18 protein-coding genes and 1 riboswitch are annotated in these 17110 nt (G+C 49.7%); of the genes, 8 read left to right on the plus strand and 10 right to left on the minus strand.

Features of this window, described 5'->3' with window-relative positions:
* Positions 1–105: 105 nt before the first annotated feature.
* The 3 genes from KNO79_RS11155 (at position 106) to KNO79_RS11165 (ending at position 3873) form a co-directional block, all read left to right on the plus strand.
* Complete coding sequence (locus tag KNO79_RS11155; RefSeq protein WP_214691318.1) at positions 106–1734, plus strand: PTS transporter subunit IIBC; 1629 nt, start codon at positions 106–108, stop codon at positions 1732–1734.
* A gap of 51 nt (positions 1735–1785) precedes the next feature.
* Positions 1786–2577 carry an endonuclease/exonuclease/phosphatase family protein gene (locus KNO79_RS11160; RefSeq protein ID WP_214691319.1) on the plus strand — a complete coding sequence of 264 codons (792 nt, stop codon included), beginning with the start codon at positions 1786–1788 and terminating at the stop codon, positions 2575–2577.
* 117 nt (positions 2578–2694) lie between these two features.
* Entirely contained in the window at positions 2695–3873 is a 1179-nt protein-coding gene (locus tag KNO79_RS11165) for an MFS transporter (protein WP_214691320.1), read from the plus strand.
* 35 nt (positions 3874–3908) lie between these two features.
* On the opposite strand, the gene KNO79_RS11170 is transcribed toward KNO79_RS11165, so the two are convergent.
* On the minus strand, positions 3909–4613 hold the full coding sequence (locus KNO79_RS11170) for an alpha/beta hydrolase (RefSeq protein WP_214691321.1): 705 nt from the start codon (positions 4611–4613) through the stop codon (positions 3909–3911).
* Positions 4614–4686: 73 nt separating this feature from the next.
* Between KNO79_RS11170 and KNO79_RS11175 the strand changes: the two genes are divergently transcribed.
* The gene (locus KNO79_RS11175; protein WP_214691322.1) at positions 4687–5952 is read left to right on the plus strand and encodes a purine/pyrimidine permease; all 1266 of its coding nucleotides are present in this window, start codon (positions 4687–4689) and stop codon (positions 5950–5952) included.
* A 21-nt stretch (positions 5953–5973) separates the two neighbouring features.
* On the opposite strand, the gene KNO79_RS11180 is transcribed toward KNO79_RS11175, so the two are convergent.
* Genes KNO79_RS11180 through KNO79_RS11195 form a run of 4 tightly spaced genes read right to left on the minus strand, consistent with a single transcriptional unit; the run spans position 5974 to position 8927 of the window.
* Positions 5974–6366: an RDD family protein gene (locus tag KNO79_RS11180; protein WP_214691323.1), complete on the minus strand. Its 393-nt coding sequence runs from the start codon at positions 6364–6366 to the stop codon at positions 5974–5976.
* On the minus strand, positions 6363–7010 hold the full coding sequence (locus KNO79_RS11185; protein WP_214691324.1) for an NAD(P)H-binding protein: 648 nt from the start codon (positions 7008–7010) through the stop codon (positions 6363–6365). The genes KNO79_RS11180 and KNO79_RS11185 overlap by 4 nt, the downstream gene beginning before the upstream one ends.
* A 34-nt stretch (positions 7011–7044) precedes the next feature.
* On the minus strand, positions 7045–8349 hold the full coding sequence (locus tag KNO79_RS11190) for a nucleobase:cation symporter-2 family protein (RefSeq protein ID WP_196430329.1): 1305 nt from the start codon (positions 8347–8349) through the stop codon (positions 7045–7047).
* On the minus strand, positions 8346–8927 hold the full coding sequence (locus tag KNO79_RS11195) for a xanthine phosphoribosyltransferase (protein WP_074034982.1): 582 nt from the start codon (positions 8925–8927) through the stop codon (positions 8346–8348). Before KNO79_RS11195 ends, KNO79_RS11190 begins: the two co-directional genes overlap by 4 nt.
* Before the next feature lie 76 nt (positions 8928–9003).
* Positions 9004–9105: riboswitch (purine riboswitch) on the minus strand.
* 126 nt (positions 9106–9231) lie between these two features.
* Between KNO79_RS11195 and KNO79_RS11200 the strand changes: the two genes are divergently transcribed.
* Genes KNO79_RS11200 through KNO79_RS11210 form a run of 3 tightly spaced genes read left to right on the plus strand, consistent with a single transcriptional unit; the run spans position 9232 to position 12599 of the window.
* Positions 9232–9840 (plus strand): NAD(P)-dependent oxidoreductase, encoded by a 609-nt coding sequence (locus tag KNO79_RS11200; RefSeq protein WP_196430327.1) that lies wholly within the window; start codon positions 9232–9234, stop codon positions 9838–9840.
* A 60-nt stretch (positions 9841–9900) separates the two neighbouring features.
* Positions 9901–11454: an ABC-F family ATP-binding cassette domain-containing protein gene (locus tag KNO79_RS11205; protein WP_015880457.1), complete on the plus strand. Its 1554-nt coding sequence runs from the start codon at positions 9901–9903 to the stop codon at positions 11452–11454.
* 20 nt (positions 11455–11474) lie between these two features.
* On the plus strand, positions 11475–12599 hold the full coding sequence (locus KNO79_RS11210) for a DUF418 domain-containing protein (protein WP_074034986.1): 1125 nt from the start codon (positions 11475–11477) through the stop codon (positions 12597–12599).
* Between the two features lie 90 nt (positions 12600–12689).
* On the opposite strand, the gene KNO79_RS11215 is transcribed toward KNO79_RS11210, so the two are convergent.
* The 5 genes from KNO79_RS11215 to KNO79_RS11230 all read right to left on the minus strand — a co-directional run bounded on the left by KNO79_RS11215 (position 12690) and on the right by KNO79_RS11230 (position 15499).
* Positions 12690–13619: a manganese-dependent inorganic pyrophosphatase gene (locus KNO79_RS11215; RefSeq protein WP_015880451.1), complete on the minus strand. Its 930-nt coding sequence runs from the start codon at positions 13617–13619 to the stop codon at positions 12690–12692.
* Positions 13620–13714: 95 nt separating this feature from the next.
* Positions 13715–13849: a hypothetical protein gene (locus KNO79_RS15660; protein ID WP_015880450.1), complete on the minus strand. Its 135-nt coding sequence runs from the start codon at positions 13847–13849 to the stop codon at positions 13715–13717.
* A 97-nt stretch (positions 13850–13946) separates the two neighbouring features.
* Positions 13947–14228, minus strand: coding sequence for a HesB/YadR/YfhF family protein (locus tag KNO79_RS11220; protein WP_159563320.1), 282 nt, complete (start codon positions 14226–14228; stop codon positions 13947–13949).
* A gap of 67 nt (positions 14229–14295) precedes the next feature.
* Positions 14296–15255: a LacI family DNA-binding transcriptional regulator gene (locus KNO79_RS11225; protein ID WP_214691325.1), complete on the minus strand. Its 960-nt coding sequence runs from the start codon at positions 15253–15255 to the stop codon at positions 14296–14298.
* 10 nt (positions 15256–15265) lie between these two features.
* Positions 15266–15499, minus strand: coding sequence for a hypothetical protein (locus KNO79_RS11230; protein ID WP_015880447.1), 234 nt, complete (start codon positions 15497–15499; stop codon positions 15266–15268).
* A gap of 245 nt (positions 15500–15744) precedes the next feature.
* Here KNO79_RS11230 and KNO79_RS11235 point away from each other — a divergent pair, with 245 nt between their 5' ends.
* Positions 15745–17028, plus strand: a complete 1284-nt coding sequence (locus tag KNO79_RS11235) for an NCS2 family permease (RefSeq protein ID WP_031424359.1) — start codon at positions 15745–15747, stop codon at positions 17026–17028.
* The last annotated feature ends 82 nt before the right edge of the window (positions 17029–17110 follow it).

Consider the following 17110-nt stretch of genomic DNA (forward strand, 5'->3'; position numbering starts at 1 on the left):
GTTGCATGAATTTATGCAATCGATTACAATCATTTATGCAAGCGATTGCACTATTGGCAAACACAAAAATAGATAAAACTCCCTCACAGGAAGGAAGCGTATAGCATGAAACAATTGATCTCATTCGATTTCTGGCAGAAACTCGGTAAGGCCTTGATGGTCGTCATCGCCGTCATGCCGGCTGCCGGTTTGATGATTTCCATCGGAAAATTAATTGGAATGTCAGCCGGAGATGTCGGTATCTTATTAACAACAGCTCGTATCATTGAAGATTTAGGTTGGGGCATCATCGTCAACTTACATATCCTCTTCGCAGTCGCGATTGGTGGTTCGTGGGCAAAAGATCGTGCAGGCGGTGCATTCGCAGCACTTCTCGCCTTCATCTTGATCAACCGTGTCACAGGTGCCATCTTCGGTGTCAACGGTGCCATGCTTCAAGATCCGGAAGCGACAATCGAGTCACTCTTCGGTGCGAACCTTGTCGTCGCTGATTACTTCACATCTGTACTCGGCTCACCTGCCCTCAACATGGGTGTGTTCGTCGGGATTATCGCCGGTTTCCTCGGTGGTGCACTATATAACCGTTTCTACAACTTCAACAAGTTGCCGAACGCTCTCTCGTTCTTCAACGGGAAGCGCTTCGTACCATTCGTCGTTATCCTTGGTTCAGTCGTTGCTGCCATCGTTCTATCGATTCTATGGCCAACCATCCAAGGTGCACTCAACAGCTTTGGTGAATGGATTGCCACATCACGTAACACGGCGCCTGTCCTCGCACCGTTCATCTACGGTGCGCTCGAACGTCTCCTCTTGCCGTTCGGTTTACACCACATGCTCACAGTACCAATGAACTACACAGAGCTCGGTGGAACGTATACGATTTTAACAGGTGCGACAGCTGGATCGGTCGTTGCCGGTCAAGACCCACTCTGGTTGGCATGGGTGACGGACCTCGTCAACTTGCGTGCTGCTGGTGATACGGCCGCATACAACGCGCTTCTCGCTGATGTCGTTCCAGCACGTTTCAAAGTCGGGCAAGTCATCTTGTCATTCGCTGCATTGATTGGTGCCGCGTATGCGATGTACCGCAACGTCGACGCGGATAAGAAGGCACAATACAAGCCGATGTTCTTATCGGCCGGACTCGCTGTCTTCTTGACAGGTGTCACAGAACCGATCGAATTCATGTTTATGTTCGTCGCACCAGTTCTTTATGTCGTTTACGCACTCATGGCCGGTGCTGCCTTCGCATTGGCAGATATCATCGACTTACGTGTACACGCCTTCGGTGCAATCGAACTCTTGACGCGCATTCCGATGATTATCAAAGCAGGACTTCTTCAAGACTTGATCAACTTCGTGCTCGTCTCTGTCGTGTTCTTCTTCCTCAACTTCGGTGTCTTCAACTTCTTCATTAAGAAGATGAACCTACCGACGCCAGGACGTAACGGGAACTACATGGAAGAAACGACAGAAAAATCATCCGTTACAGGTAACGAACAAGTCATGGGGATTATTGCACTTCTCGGTGGGGAAGAAAACATTGAGGATGTCGACGCATGTATGACTCGTCTTCGTGTGACCGTTAAAGACGTTACACTCGTCTCTGACGAACCAGAATGGAAGAAAAATGGCGCTATGGGTCTTATCGTGAAAGACCGTGGAGTCCAAGCCATCTATGGCCCGAAAGCCGACGTATTGAAATCAGACATTCAAGACGTCATCGGTGCATAATCTACTGGCCAACTCGCTCGAGAGTTGGCCTTTTTTTAAAGGAGGACTATCGTGAATATTTTAACGCTCAATTGTCATGCCTGGTTAGAAGACCGTCAACAAGAGAAAATCGATGCGATTGTCGAACGTATCGCAAGCGAAGAGTATGACTTCATCGCGCTCCAAGAAGTCAATCAACATAAAGAGGCCCCCCTCATCTATGGGAACATCCGTGAGAACAACTTCGCACACGTCCTCGTCGAGCGCCTGAAAGAGTTAGATCTTCACTATCACATGACATGGGACTTTGCCCATTACGGATATGACATTTACGAGGAAGGCGTCGCCATCTTGTCACGGACACCGTTTCTATCGACCGAATCATTCTTCGTATCCAAGACGACGGACCCTGACAATTACAAGTCCCGTAAAATCGTCAAAGCCGTGATTGAAGGTCCTGAAACGCCGACGACCGTCTACTCGTGTCACCTCGGATGGTGGCATGACGAAGAGGAGCCAGTGAAGCATCAACTCGACGAGCTCCTGCGTCGCGTGGAGCATGACGACCATGCGCTCCTACTCGGTGATTTCAACAACGATGCTTTCATTCGAGGCGAAGGATACGATTATTTGATGGATAGTGGGCTTCAAGACTTGTTCCATCTCGCAACGGAACGCGAAGGCGATGCGACCGTCCAAGGGAAAATCGCCGGATGGGATGAAAACAAGAAATCGCTACGCATCGACTTGATGTTGACGAATGCACCCATTCACGTCTCCCGTCATGCCGTCGTCTTCGACGGCGAAAACGGACCTGTCGTCTCCGACCACGCCGGTGTCGAAGCCACAGTGTTTTGGCGTTGATGCACCTTTTTCTTCCGACTTGGGAGAAAAGGGTTTTTCTTTTGGGAAAAATCTTGTAACGTGATAAAAGACTGATGTCTAACTACTAATGAATGAAATAGAAAGAAGTGTTTGAACATGAAGACAAGCTCGCTCAGTCGAAGCGACTGGACTTTAGTTTTATCCCTATCCTTATTAACCTTCGTTCTCGGAACGAGTGAATTTGTCATTGTCGGCATTTTGCCTGATATCGCAAGCGGTCTATCCATTTCCATCGCAACGGCTGGAAGTCTCGTATCGGCATTCGCCATCAGCTTTGCCGTCGGTACGCCAATCACGATGTCCTTGACGAGCCATCTTCCAAAACGCAAATTGATGCTCGGTTTGACGATTCTCTTCACCTTATTGAACTTGTTGAGCAGTCTCGCTCCCATGTATGAGTGGTTACTCGCCTTACGCATGTTGACGGCCGTCGTCACAGGTGTGTTGATCTCGCTTGCTATGCTCGTCGCTAGCGAAAGCGTCCCTCCGGCAAAACGAGGGGTAGCCGTATCCTTTATTTTTGGTGGCTTTACAATGGCCAACGTGTTCGGTGTTCCAATCGGAACATTCATCGGACAACAAGCAGGCTGGGAATCCACATTTTGGTTAACGACCGCACTCGGTGCAGTCGCCTGGGTTGCCATTTATCGTGTCTTGCCGAATCATTTGTCTCAAGAAAAAGCATCACTCCGTGAACAAATGGCACTCCTGACGAATCCGCGCATCTTGATTGCCTTCTTGATTCCGGCGTTCGGTTTTGGGGCGACGTATGTCGTATATACGTATCTCGTACCGATTTTAAAAGATGTACTCGGTGTCCCGGTCGCTTGGGTCAGTCCGATTTTATTCGCCTACGGATTCATCTCGATCTTCAGTAATATTGCTGCTGGAAAGATTGCCAGTCACAATCCGATCGGACGCTTACGATTCGTCTTTCTCGTCCAAGCGTTCGTCTTGGCCGCGTTGTTCGTGACGACGTCGAATATGACGCTCGGTCTCTTCAATATCGCCCTCATGTCGTTCATGGCGATTTTATTGACGACGTCGACACAGATTTATTTGATCGACTTGGCGGAGAAATTTAATCCGAACGCCAAAGGTCTCGCCTCGTCACTCATGCCCGTGGCGAGTAACGTCGGAATCGGACTCGGTTCCGCTCTCGGTGGTGTCGTCTATGCGACAAGCCCTATCATGACGCTCGCGCTCGTAGGTGGCTTGGTCGCCCTCGTCACAGCCGGGTTGACCGCAGTCAGTTATTCGCTCGACCAACGTTAAAAACGTGCGCACCTCGATGCAGGTGCGCACGTTTTTTATAACCATTCGAGAATCGCGGATAGGACTTCGTCGAGTTGTTCTTTCGATGTGAGCGGACTTTCCTGATCGCCTTTTTGAGGACCATACATTCCGAAATTTGCATGATTCCCGCCTTCGATTTGTACGAATTGACTATCGTCAGGAAGGTCGCTTCGACTCGCCTCGATGTCTTCTGGGACAGCTAATCCATCCAACTCACCCGAGATAGATAGCACGCGCAAGTCACTATCGACCATCGAGCTGATCGGATATGATGCGAGGAAAATGACACCTTCCACCGCCTCTTGATGCTCAAGCGCGTAACCCGATGCCGCCGAACCTCCGAGTGAATGACCGGCCACGACCCAACGTTCAATCTCGGGATGTGCTTCGATGATTGGATCGGCTGCGTCGATATCTAAAATGCCTAAGTTGAGACGAAGCGACGGAATGGCGATGAAATACCCTTCCTCGGCTAAACGTGTTCCGTAATACGCATACGCCTCTTTCTCCACTTTTGCTCCTGGATAAAGAATGATGCCGATCTCGCTCGTCGTATCTCCGAACTCGAGACGGTTGTCGACCACTTTCCCCTCTTCCGCATACTGTGTCGCTTCATCGGTTGGTCCGTACGTGAACTGCGTCCAAATTAAAAAGCCTGCTACCGCGATGATTAGCAATCCTACGATTGAGAGTGCGGCCCACTTGAAGAATTTCTTCATTATATAGCCTCCGTTTGCATCCACTTCATCATAACGTTACACTAATAAGAAAAAGCATGATCAGGGGGACACCATGACCAGAAGTAATGTAACCACGACGATTCAGTGGTTTATTTTTATTTTAGCTACAAATATTGTACCACCACTCTCCATCGCCGCCTTGTTTGAACTGTCGCCAGATGAGACGATGACCTTCATCTCCCGCTCACTCTTCATCTTCGCACTCTTCAGCATCATCCAAACGTTGCTCGGCCATCGCCTCCCGATACTCGAAGGACCTGCCGGCATTTGGTGGGGTGTCTTCACTTTATACGCCTCCATCGGTCCCGCTCTATACGGAAGTCAGCAAGAGACCTTGCAAGCACTCGGATTCATGCTGTTTTTGAGTGGAATCCTTGGTGTGTTGTTGACCGTCACTGGTATCTTAAGACGCATGCTCGCCCTGTTTACACCGCAAGTGCTCGGCGTCTATATGATTTTGCTCGTCCTTCAATTATCAGGGGCCGTCATTAAAGGTGGCTTTGGGGTGACGGAAGACGGAATCAACGTCGTTCAGGCAGTGGCGACGGCAGGTCTCGTCTTGTTCGCACTCACGCTCGAGCAAAGTCGCTTTAAACAATATGGGCTCGTCATGACACTATTCGTCGGGTTCGGCTTATTCCATTTACTCGACCTTGGAAATCCAATCGTTCGTTCAGAATCTTTCTTCCTCGTACCGGAACTTCTTCCGTTCGGAAATTGGGTATGGGATTGGAACTTGTTGCCAACGGCTTTCGTCATCACCTTGCTTCTCATGACGAACGTCCTTGCGAACATCAAGTTGATTGAGCGCATCGTCAGTTCTCGCGAAAAACGAGAAATCAAAGGGAACGTTCCCGCATCGGGTGTCGCCAGTGGCGTCAGTCAAATCGTGGCCGGTCTGTTCGGTACACCGGGTCCTGTCGCCATCTCCGGGACAGCTGGTTTTCTCTCTTCGACGGAGAGCGTCCAGCGTACCCCGCATTTGATTGCCCACGCCCTCATGATGTCGTTAGCACTCATCGGTCCATTCGTCTCGTTGATTGCGAGCATCCCGGCCGCTGTCGGTTATGCAATCGTGACACCGCTCATTGCAACGATGATCATCATCGGAATCAATGAGGCGGCCTTTGAATTGAAGCAGTCCACGGCATCTCTCACGGTCGGACTCCCGCTCGTCATCGGTGCCGGGGCGATGCTTCTGCCACCCGGATCAATGAATGAGTTACCACCGCTTCTTGCGACCGTCTTCTCTAACGGACTCGTCCTCGGGACGATTGTCGCCTTAACAACTGCCATCTTAAGTAAAATCAAGGATTGAAAAAAGAACTGGCCATATCGGTCAGTTCTTTTCATGTACATGCATATGGTAACGGGCATCGTGCGGTAAAACAGCGCCTTCTTCTTGTTCGAAATGCGCACGGTCTTTCCAATAACGAACGACTGACGAAGTATCACGATGCAGGGCGCGTTGTAGCGCTTGTTTTGCCGTGACAGGCGTTTCGTCATCGTTTTTCAATTCAAGTCCCATCAGTTTATAACCGATTGTTTGTCCACCTCGACTCATTTGCCAGGCTTCCATGGCATATGTCAGTAGTGTCGGTGTGATGACCGCATGCACAAACTCGCTCTTTACTTTCTTTCGCACGAGCTGTTCTACGCCCACGCTGACAAGACCTGCAATGACACTGTCAATCATGACTGCTTTGGTTCGCTTTTTTGTCAATGGATTCATCGGCTCATCCTCTGCATCATCCCTGACGTCAACACTTCGATTCCTTCGCCTTCTTCAGACGCCATAATCAAGGCACGAGCGACATGCAGCGCTTGAATCGGTGCGACTTCCGGTGTCTTCTCAAGCAAGATTGACTGGAACGGTCGACTGATGACCTCGGCCGCTTTCTCCCCGAAGCGGAATGAATCACGCTCTCCGAGTAACAGAGAAGGACGCGCGATAATCAAGTGATGGAAGTTGAAAATACGTAACGCGTTCTCAAGCTCCCCTTTCACACGGTTGTAAAAGAAAGTCGAACGCAACGATGCGCCTTGTGCCGATACGACCGCATAGCGCGTCGCACCATGTGCCTTGGCGACACGGGCGACTTCAAGTGGTAATTCTAAATCAACTTGTTTGAACGCTTCTTGCGAGCCGGCTACCGCAATCGTTGTGCCGAGCGCACAGTACACGTCGTCGATCTGTGGAAGGGATGAATCCATCTCCTCGAAACCGACGACCTCTTGTAACTTCGGATGACTCCAACGCTTCGAGCGACGGACAACGATCCAGACCGCATCATAACGGTCACTCTCTAACAACTGTTCAACCAATTCGCGGCCAATCAAGCCAGTCGCGCCTACAACAAGTGCAGTTTTCCCCATTCGTGACTCCTCCTAGACTACTATTTCCTTCAGTCTAGCTGACTTGCCGTTCCTCGGCAATGATTGTCCCGGGACGGAATCGGTCCATCATACGGAAAAATCCGTTCAATGCGAGCGCCGTGAATGAGCCTGCCACGATAGCACTGTCCGTGAACAACTGCAGCCACTCCGGCATGTTTGCGACGATGGCTGGATTGGCGGTAATACCGAGCCCAACACCGATTGAGAGCGCAATGGTAATCAAGTTCTCGTTTTTCGAAAAGTCGACTTGACTGAGGATACGAATGCCAGAAGCAGCGACCGTTCCGAACATGACGAGCATCGCTCCCCCAAGCACAGGCTTCGGAATCAATGTCGTGAACGTAGCGACTTTCGGGAGGAATCCGAGCAAGATGAGCAATCCGCCTGTCCAAAAGATGACGCGACGCGATTTCACACCTGACAATTGAACGAGTCCAACGTTTTGACTGAACGTCGTGTACGGGAAACTGTTGAAAATCCCTCCGAGAATCGTTGCGACGCCTTCCGCACGATACCCTTTCGTCAATTCTTTCGCACCGATTGGTTGTTTCGTGATATCGCTGAGCGCCAAGAACACCCCTGTCGATTCAATCATCGAGATGATGGCGACGAGCGTCATGACGAGGATGGCAGACAGGTCGAATGTCGGCATCCCGAAGTAGAACGGCTGGACCATTTGGAACCATCCTGCTTCACGAACAGGACTGAAATCGACGAGACCGAGCGAAGCGGCTACCCCTGTTCCAACCAATACGGCAAAGAGGACGGCAGCAGCACGCGTGAAGACGGTCCCGACACGGTTCAAGACGAGAATGAGTAGAATCGTTAAACCACCTAATCCGAGATTCTGCATCGATGCGAACCCTGGTTCACCGGGCATCCCGCCACCGATGTCATTGACGGCGACCGGAATCAGCGAGAGACCGATGATCGTCACGACCGAACCGAGCACGACCGGCGGGAAGAAGCGCGCGAGTTTCCCGACAAATCCAGAAATGAGGATGACAATGAGCCCGCTCGCAATCAACGCGCCATAAATGGCAGTGATCCCGTTCGCGCTTCCGATGGCGATCATCGGACCGACCGCAGTGAACGTACATCCGAGGACTACCGGCAATCCGACACCAGTGAAGCGTGTCGTCCATACTTGTAGTAGCGTCGCCACCCCACACATGAATAAATCAATTGCGACGAGATAGGCGAGCTCGGTTGGACCAAGCCCGATGGCACCACCGACGATGAGTGGGACGATTGCCGCTCCCGTGTACATCGCGAGTAGATGCTGGAATCCTAGACTAGCTGTCTTGAACGTATTCATCGAACGACCTCCACGAACGAGATATGGTCTTTCTCTAATTTCGCAATGCGTGCCAACGATTCGACGCGATAGCCACGCTCGATCAATTTATCGCGCCCTGGTTGGAATGACTTTTCGATGACAATCCCAACGCCTGCGACCTCTGCACCTGCCGCTTCCACGAGTTGTGTCAGTCCGAGTGCCGCTTCCCCATTCGCGAGGAAGTCATCGATGACAAGAACACGTTCGCCTGGTAAGACGAAGCGTCGGCTCAAGCTGATGCGGTTTGTCTCTTGTTTTGTGAACGAATAAACGTCCGCTTCCACGAGGTCGTCTTGGAGTGTCAGCGATTTTCGTTTACGCGCGAATACGAACGGGATGCCCATCTCAAGCGCCGTCATCATCGCCGGCGCAATCCCACTCGATTCGAGTGTGACGATGCGGTCTATTTGAGCGTCTTTGAAACGTTCTGCGAATTCTTTGCCGATGCCTTTCATGAGTACCGGGTCGACCTGATGATTCAAGAAAGCGTCGACTTTCAACACTTGGTCGGAAAGGGCCCGACCTTCTTCACGGATTTTGTCTTCTAACTGCTTCATTGTTTTCCCTCCAATAAAAAATGCGATTCGTCACCCCTCATCGGGAGGCAACGAACCGCATGGAAATCAACGATAGCATACGACAAGCGCCACCCGTAGTCGAACCATTTACGGTAGTTCGGTAGAGACTTGCGGACCATATTTCCGCTGATATACGAGTGCGAATCTATTTATATAAGATAGACCTTATTGTAGACGAGCTGACGAGAAATGCAATAGGTTGGAATCAAACGGTGAAATGTTCGATTTTTCTGAAACTGCTGTATACTGTAGATATTGGATATGAGAGAGGAGCCCTGCCCTTATGAAGTTATTCGTATTAGGCGCAACCGGTCGGACCGGACATCAATTCATCGATCAAGCCATCGAGCACGGTCATGATGTCACCGCGTTCGTCCGTGAACAGAAAAAGTTGATCCGGACGCCACAACTCGAAATCATTGAAGGCGACTTATATGATGTCGACGCATTGACGGAAGCGATGCATGGTCACGATGCGGTCGTCAGTTGTCTCGGAACGGATTTGAGCGACCCAGACTTTTTAGCGAGTGTCACGGACAAACTCGTCCCTGCGATGAAGGCAAACAAGGTTTCACGTATCATCTATCTTGCTTCAGCGGGAATCGACAATGAGATTCCGGGACTTGCGGGGAAAGCCATTACGTTCATGCTCCGGAAACCGCTCCGTGATCATCGGGCAGCCGTGGACTTATGGCGAAATTCGTCATTCGATTATACGATTGTACGACCGATGCAATTGACGGACGGTCCTCGCACCTCGACATATCGCACGGCCATCGACGAAGTGCCAGAGAACGGGAAGCACATCTCACGGGCAGACGTCGCCCAGTTCATGCTTCATACGATTGAAGAACAGGAACACGTACGAGAGTCGGTCGGACTGGCGTACTAATTTGATTCAATTCATGCTACAATATCGGGTAGTTTACTTTGAAAGGAACGAAAACGAATTATGAGTATATTAACGGTACAAAACTTGAGCCACGGCTTTGGTGACCGCGCTATTTTGAACGATGTCTCTTTCCGCCTTTTAAAAGGGGAGCATATCGGTCTCGTTGGAGCGAACGGTGAAGGAAAATCGACGTTCATGAACATCATCACACGCAAACTGCAACCGGATGAAGGGAAAATTGAATGGGCGAAAAACGTCCGTGTCGGTTACCTCGATCAACATGCGGTGCTTGAGCGCGGGATGACGATTCGGGACGTCTTGAAAGGTGCTTTCCAATACTTGATTGACATGGAGACGCGCATCGGCGAACTCTACATGGAGATGGGTGACGCGACACCGGAACAGATGGAAGATATGCTCGCGGAGGTCGGTGAGCTTCAAGAGACGCTCGATTCGAACGACTTTTATATCATTGATGCGAAAGTAGAAGAAGTGGCACGCGGTCTCGGTATTTTAGACGTCGGTCTCGACCGTGACGTCACGGACTTGTCAGGTGGACAGCGTACGAAAGTATTGCTCGCAAAATTGCTTCTCGAGAAGCCAGATATCTTACTCCTCGATGAGCCGACCAACTATTTGGACGAAGTGCACATCGAATGGTTGAAACGCTATCTTCAAAACTATGACAATGCCTTCATCTTGATCTCGCACGATATCCCGTTCTTAAATAGCGTCATCAACTTGGTCTATCATATGGAGAACCAAGAGTTGAACCGCTACGTCGGAGATTATGACAAGTTCATGGAAGTGTACGAGATGAAACGCTCACAGCTTGAAGCCGCCTACAAGCGTCAACAGGCCGAGATTGCCGACTTGAAAGACTTCGTCGCCCGTAATAAGGCGCGTGTGTCGACACGAAACATGGCGATGTCACGTCAGAAGAAGCTCGATAAGATGGATGTCATCGAATTGAGTGCGGAACGTCCGAAGCCAGAATTCCGCTTCTTACAGGCTCGTACGTCAGGACGACTCATCTTTGATGCGAAAGGTCTCGTCATCGGATACGATGAGCCACTCTCACGTCCGCTCGACCTTCAGATGGAGCGCGGTCAAAAGATTGCCCTCGTCGGAGCGAACGGAATCGGGAAGACGACTCTCTTGAAGAGTTTACTCGGCTTGATCAACCCTCTTGAAGGGACAGTCGAACGCGGTGAGTTCCTCGAAATGGGGTACTTCGAACAGGAAGCAGCATCAAGCAACAACACGTGTATCGAAGAGATTTGGAGTGAGTTCCCGTCACTCAACCAACAACAGGTGCGCGCGATGCTCGCGAAATGCGGTCTCATGACGAAGCACATTGAAAGTAAAATCTCTGTCCTCAGTGGTGGGGAAAAGGCGAAAGTACGTCTTTGTAAACTCTTAAACAACGAAACGAACTTGCTCTTACTCGATGAGCCGACGAACCACTTGGACGTCGACGCGAAGGAAGAGTTGAAGCGTGCGTTGAAAGAGTACAAAGGAAGTGTCCTCCTCATCAGTCACGAACCAGAATTCTATGAGGATATCGTCACAGATGTCTGGAACTGTGAGTCGTGGACGACGAAAGTATTTTAATTCAGTAAAGGACGTGTCGTATGGCTGGCCCAATTCAAACGAATGAACGGATTATCTTGTATGACATTATCCGAGGGTTTGCCCTCTGCGGCATTTTCCTCGTCAATATCCCGAGTATGCTCGGGAGCGACTGGATGTCCGGTCGTCCCGACTATTACGGGAGCGACCTGTTCGTTCGCACCCTCTTCGACTTGTTCGTGCAAACGAAGTTTTATACGATTTTCTCCCTCCTATTTGGGATCGGCTTTTCGATTTTCCTCGAGCGCTCATACGCCCGAGGCGAATCGGTCAGTCGTTACATACGCCGGATTTTGATTCTCTTCTTGTTCGGTCTGGCACACCTGGCGATTTGGTCAGGGGATATCCTCCATACGTATGCCATGTGGGGCTTATTGCTTCCTCTCTTTTACGGATTGAGTAACCGTGCGATTTTGACGTGGGCATGGAGTTTATTGATTGGGAGCTTTTTACTGTTCTATGTGTCATCCATGTACTTAGAATTGTCGCTCGGATTTAGGTTTAATGGGGATCCTTTCCCGGCCGTCTTCAATTCTGGATTCGGCCCATGGTTCGACTATCGCCTAGATGAAGAGATTTTTGACATGTTCCAAAACTCATTTTTTGTCGGGGTTGAAATTCTAAGTCTGTTCTTGTTCGGCCTTTATATCGGACGGGAACGGAAACTCCTCACTTGGAGCATCCAAGGACTGACGCAGACAGCTATCATCTGTACGGTAACCGCCCTACCGTTCTTCGCAGTCATTATTTGGCATCACTACGGTAGCGGTGCCGAATATTCGGCGACGAACTCTGCGGCCGTTCTCGTCTCCGGAAAACTACTCGCCACAACGTACATCTGCCTGTTCACCATCGCCGTTCGAAAAGGTCGCACGTTCGCCCCGCTTCAAGCGCTCGGACGAATGGCACTCACGAACTATTTGACACATACGTTGATCATTGTCTTGCCAGTGATCGCACTCGGGGCGTACGGTGCGCTTTCCTTAACCGAAGGTCTATTCCTCAGCATCGCCATTTTGATTGCGCAGTCGTTCTTCTCGATGTGGTGGCTAAAGAATCACCGTTACGGACCGTTTGAGAAACTATGGCGTCTCGGAACATACGGACGACAAACAAAATCATCCTAAGATTGGACTTCATTGTCCGGTCTTTTTTTAAATAAAAACTGCAGACGAGCATACGTCTGCAGTTCCGCTCGAGGCCATGGCTTCGAGTTTTTATTTTGTTGCCGCTTCCGTTAAGAATGGCACGATTTGCTTCTTACGTGAGACGACGCCAGGAAGTGTCGCCAATCCGTTTTGAAGGGTCACGTTGAACGCTTGTTCGAAGAGTTCGGGTTTTGGTCCGACAACGATGGCTTCCGAATCGTTCGTCAAAATGTTCGTGATGGCGAATACGAACAAGTCTAAGTTTTTCGCCGCAACCGTGTTGGCAATCGCCGCCTCGACTTCCGCTTTACGGTTCAAGACATCATTCGCATCGACCGTGTTCACTTGTGCGATTTCGACACGATAGTCGCCCATCGCGAATTCTTTCGCATCGAGTGAGATGAGTTCTTCAATCGTTTTTTGGCTAAGGTCCGCACCGGCTTTGAGCATCTCAAGACCGTATGTTTCTGCATCGACGCCAGCAATCTCCGCAAGTTCTTTCGCTGCTTTGATATCTTCATCTGTGCATGTCGGCGATTTGAAGAGAAGCGAGTCTGAGATGATGGCGGAAAGCATTAAGCCGGCCATATCCGCTGCGATTTCGACACCATGCTCTTTATACAACTTCAACAAGATTGTCGCCGTACATCCAACTGGCTCCGCACGATAGTAGAGCGGGTCTGCCGTTTGGAAGTTTGCGATACGGTGGTGGTCGATGACCTCAAGGATTCGCACGTCTTCAATCCCGTCCGCACTTTGCTGGAACTCGTTATGGTCGACCAAGATGACTTCTTCCGCCTCACCTTTCACACTTTCAATCAAGCGTGGTGCTTTCACACGGAAGTGATCGAGCGCATATTGTGTTTCACCGTTCACTTCACCGAGACGAACCGCCTCTGCGTCCATCCCTAATTTCTTTTTCAACTCGGCATAGGCGAGCGCTGACGTGATTGTGTCGGTATCTGGATTTTTATGTCCAAAGACTAGTACTGTACTCATGTCTCATTCTCCTCACTAAATAGTTTTCCCTTATCCATTATAACGCCCACGGCATTTCTTTCAATTCCCAAACAAAAAGAGCCGTGTCTCGGCTCTTATGCTTGTTCATCTTCATCTGTCTCTTCGAGGTCAGAATGATCTCCTTTTGAATCTTCTTCATGGGAGATGTCCGGCTGATCTCGCTTCAACTTTTCTTTTTCTTCTTGTTCACGCTTTTCTTTGTCTGACATATGGTGTCATCCTTTCGAAAATCCGACTTGTCGTAATCTGTTCCCCTAGCTCGATTTCGTCAAACGACATTTCATCAAACGTAAACAAACTGAAACGTCAGGCCTGCACGAAGACGATTTCTTCTCCGCGGAGCTCGACCTTCACGTCTTGTCCTTGGAATAACCATTCGTCTTGTTCTGCCACAACGAAGCGAATCCCATCTGCCTCTGTCTCAACAGCAGCATTGTTCACATCTTCTGTGATGACCCCGACAGAAAAACCGTGCGTCAAGTCTGTCGAACCCCCATATTTTGCAAACAAACGAACCGTTTGACCTGCTTCAACTTCCATCTCTTGTTTGAACCATTGGAGCGCTTCTTCTGTTACTTGAATCTTCATAACATCTCCTCCTCTCGACTACTCCTTTCATTCTAAACGTTTCAAAAGAGTCGAGCGAGGAAGTTGCCTAAAGTGTTGTGCCAACTTGATAGCTCACCGTCATGCCATGCGTTTCCGGTTGAGCACCGTTCATCTCAGCGAGCGTCGTTTCAAATAAGCGTCGCCCGATTTCTTCATTCGGTGAGAGCATCGTCGACAGTCCGAATGCATGACCGATTGGATGTCCGTCAAACCCGAGCATGGCGACTTCCTGAGGAATCTTGATGTCTCGCCGTTGCATCTCTCCTAAAAATCCGAGGGCGACATAATCAGACGAGAAAAAGAGCGCTCGAGGACGCTCTTTTTGAGAGAGGAACGCTTCAGCTAACCGAATGCCGTCCTCACTCGTCAAATAGCCCGTCCAAATCCATTGCTCACGCGCATGCGCTACTTCATCGAAATAGGCTTGCTGACGCGCAAGGGAACTCGGACTATGGCTTCTTGACAAGATGATACCAATCTCTTCATATCCATGTTCCTTCAAGACATGAATACCTGATACGAACGACGCGTAATGATCGACATGTATGGACGAGATCGTCTCCGGTGCGCCGACGGTCGCCACAGCGATTGGCCCGTACGCACGATACGTCTCCATTTCCTTAAAGGACATCTCGTGAGACAAGACGATCGCCCCATCGACTTCGCGATGTTTCAATAAATCGAGTGCTTGTCGTTCCTCGCTCAATTTATACTCCGTCTGCCACATGACGAGCCGGTAATCGTGCTCGAGCGCCGCCTTGGCGAGTCCATTGACGAAGAGACCGTAATACGGGTGATCCATATAAGGTAAGATGACGACGACACGTTGTGTTTTCCCCGTCGACAACGTCAACGCCTGTTGATTTCGCAAATACCCGAGTTCTTTCATCGCTTCATGAACACGGGTCCGTTTTTCTTTCGATACGTACGGATGCTCGTTCAACACACGCGAGACCGTCGTCACCGATACGTCAGCGTGCTTCGCGATATCTCGAATGTTTGCCATTCATCTCACCTCAACTTGTCAGTCTTTGCATATAGTGTACCCACTCTGCTTGCTGACTGTCACCTCTTTCGACGACTTGACAACGAATCGCTTGAACGAGACGGAAGCGCTCTTCTAACGGTAAATGAAGAAACTCTTCCTGGAAACGGGTACACAACATTTTTCCAAACGGTGTATACAACTGATTGATGACGAGCTCGTATACGATTCCACTGCACCATGTCTTCCACGTTGTCGGTTTCATATCGGTTCCCCTCCCTTTGTCTATACCGTATCTTCTGAAACGCGTTTCAGAGCAAGCATCTTTTTTAAAAAAATTTATTTCCGAACATTATTTGTCTTCAACTTTCATTTTTCATGTTTTTTACTCAAAACAATTGACGGGAATCAAACATTTTTGTATAGTCATCAAGTTGATAACGTTAATTTAATCATTTTTTTTAATTAATGTTCGGAAATAGACCGAAATAAGGAGTTTTATCGATGAATATCTTTCAATTAAAACAACATGGAACGAATGTTAAACAAGAAGTGACTGCTGGAATCACAACGTTCGTGACGATGGCGTACATCTCTGTCGTCAACCCAGCGATTCTATCCGACGCAGGGATTCCGTTCGCACAAGCATTCACAGCGACAATCATTGCCATCCTCATCGGGACAGGCTTGATGGCGTTTTATGCGAACTTACCAATCGCCGTGGCGCCAGGAATGGGGCTCAACGCATTCTTCGCTTACACGCTCGTCGCTCAAGAACAGATTGCCCCGTCTGCCGCGCTCGGCGTCGTCTTCGTCTCGTCTGTCTTCTTTTTAATCTTGTCGCTCTCTCCAATTCGGACGAAGTTGATTCAAGCGATTCCGACTTCGTTGAAGCATGCCATCACGACCGGAATCGGTCTTTTCATCGCTTCACTCGGATTAAAACTATCAGGTTTGATCGTTGCTGATGAAGCAAACTTGGTGCGTCTCGGTGACGTGTCTTCTCCAGAAGTACTACTTGTACTCGGTGGTTTGATCGTCTCGGCACTTCTCTTTTCACGAAACGTACCCGGTTCTTTACTCATCGGGATGGTACTCACGGGGATTGCAGCATACTTCATGGACATCTTAAAAATCGATGGTGTCACGGCGATGCCGACACTTCCCGAGGGACTCATGGTCAACCCCGTGACGGCATTTAGTGATGTCATTCAATACGGTTTGTTCGGTGCTGTCCTCTCGTTCTTCCTCGTCACGCTTTTTGATACGACAGGTACGCTTGTCGGTGTCGGAAAACAGGCAGGTCTCTTAAAAGAGGATGGAACAATTGAGAATGGTCACCGTGCACTCTTTGCCGATTCACTTGCCACAATGGGTGGATCACTCGTCGGAACAAGCCCGTCTACGGCATACATCGAGTCTGCTGCCGGTGTCGCGCAAGGTGGACGTACGGGGCTCACAACGGCCGTCGTCGCCGGATTGTTCGGATTGACACTCTTCTTCAGCCCACTTATCGGTGCCATCTCTGGCGTAGCGGCAATCACAGCTCCTGCACTCATCATCGTCGGGGCACTCATGTTGACGAACGTCCGGTACATCGACTGGAGCGACTTCAGCGAATACTTCCCGGCTTTCATGACGATTTTGATCATGCCTTTGTCAGGAAGCATCGAACGCGGCATCGCCTTCGGGTTCATCTTGTACCCGATCTTCAAAGCGATGAACAAAGAGACGGTTCATCCGCTCATCTACTTGTTCGGCGCACTCTTCATCTTGGAAATGTTCTTCCTATAAATTTGATACAAGATCCTTGTTCTATGACGAGGATCTTTTTCTGTTATACGTTCTCCTTAGCTGTTTTATATCAGAAAAGAGA

Source organism: Exiguobacterium sp. s43 (genome assembly GCF_018617255.1).
Taxonomy (GTDB): domain Bacteria; phylum Bacillota; class Bacilli; order Exiguobacteriales; family Exiguobacteriaceae; genus Exiguobacterium; species Exiguobacterium profundum.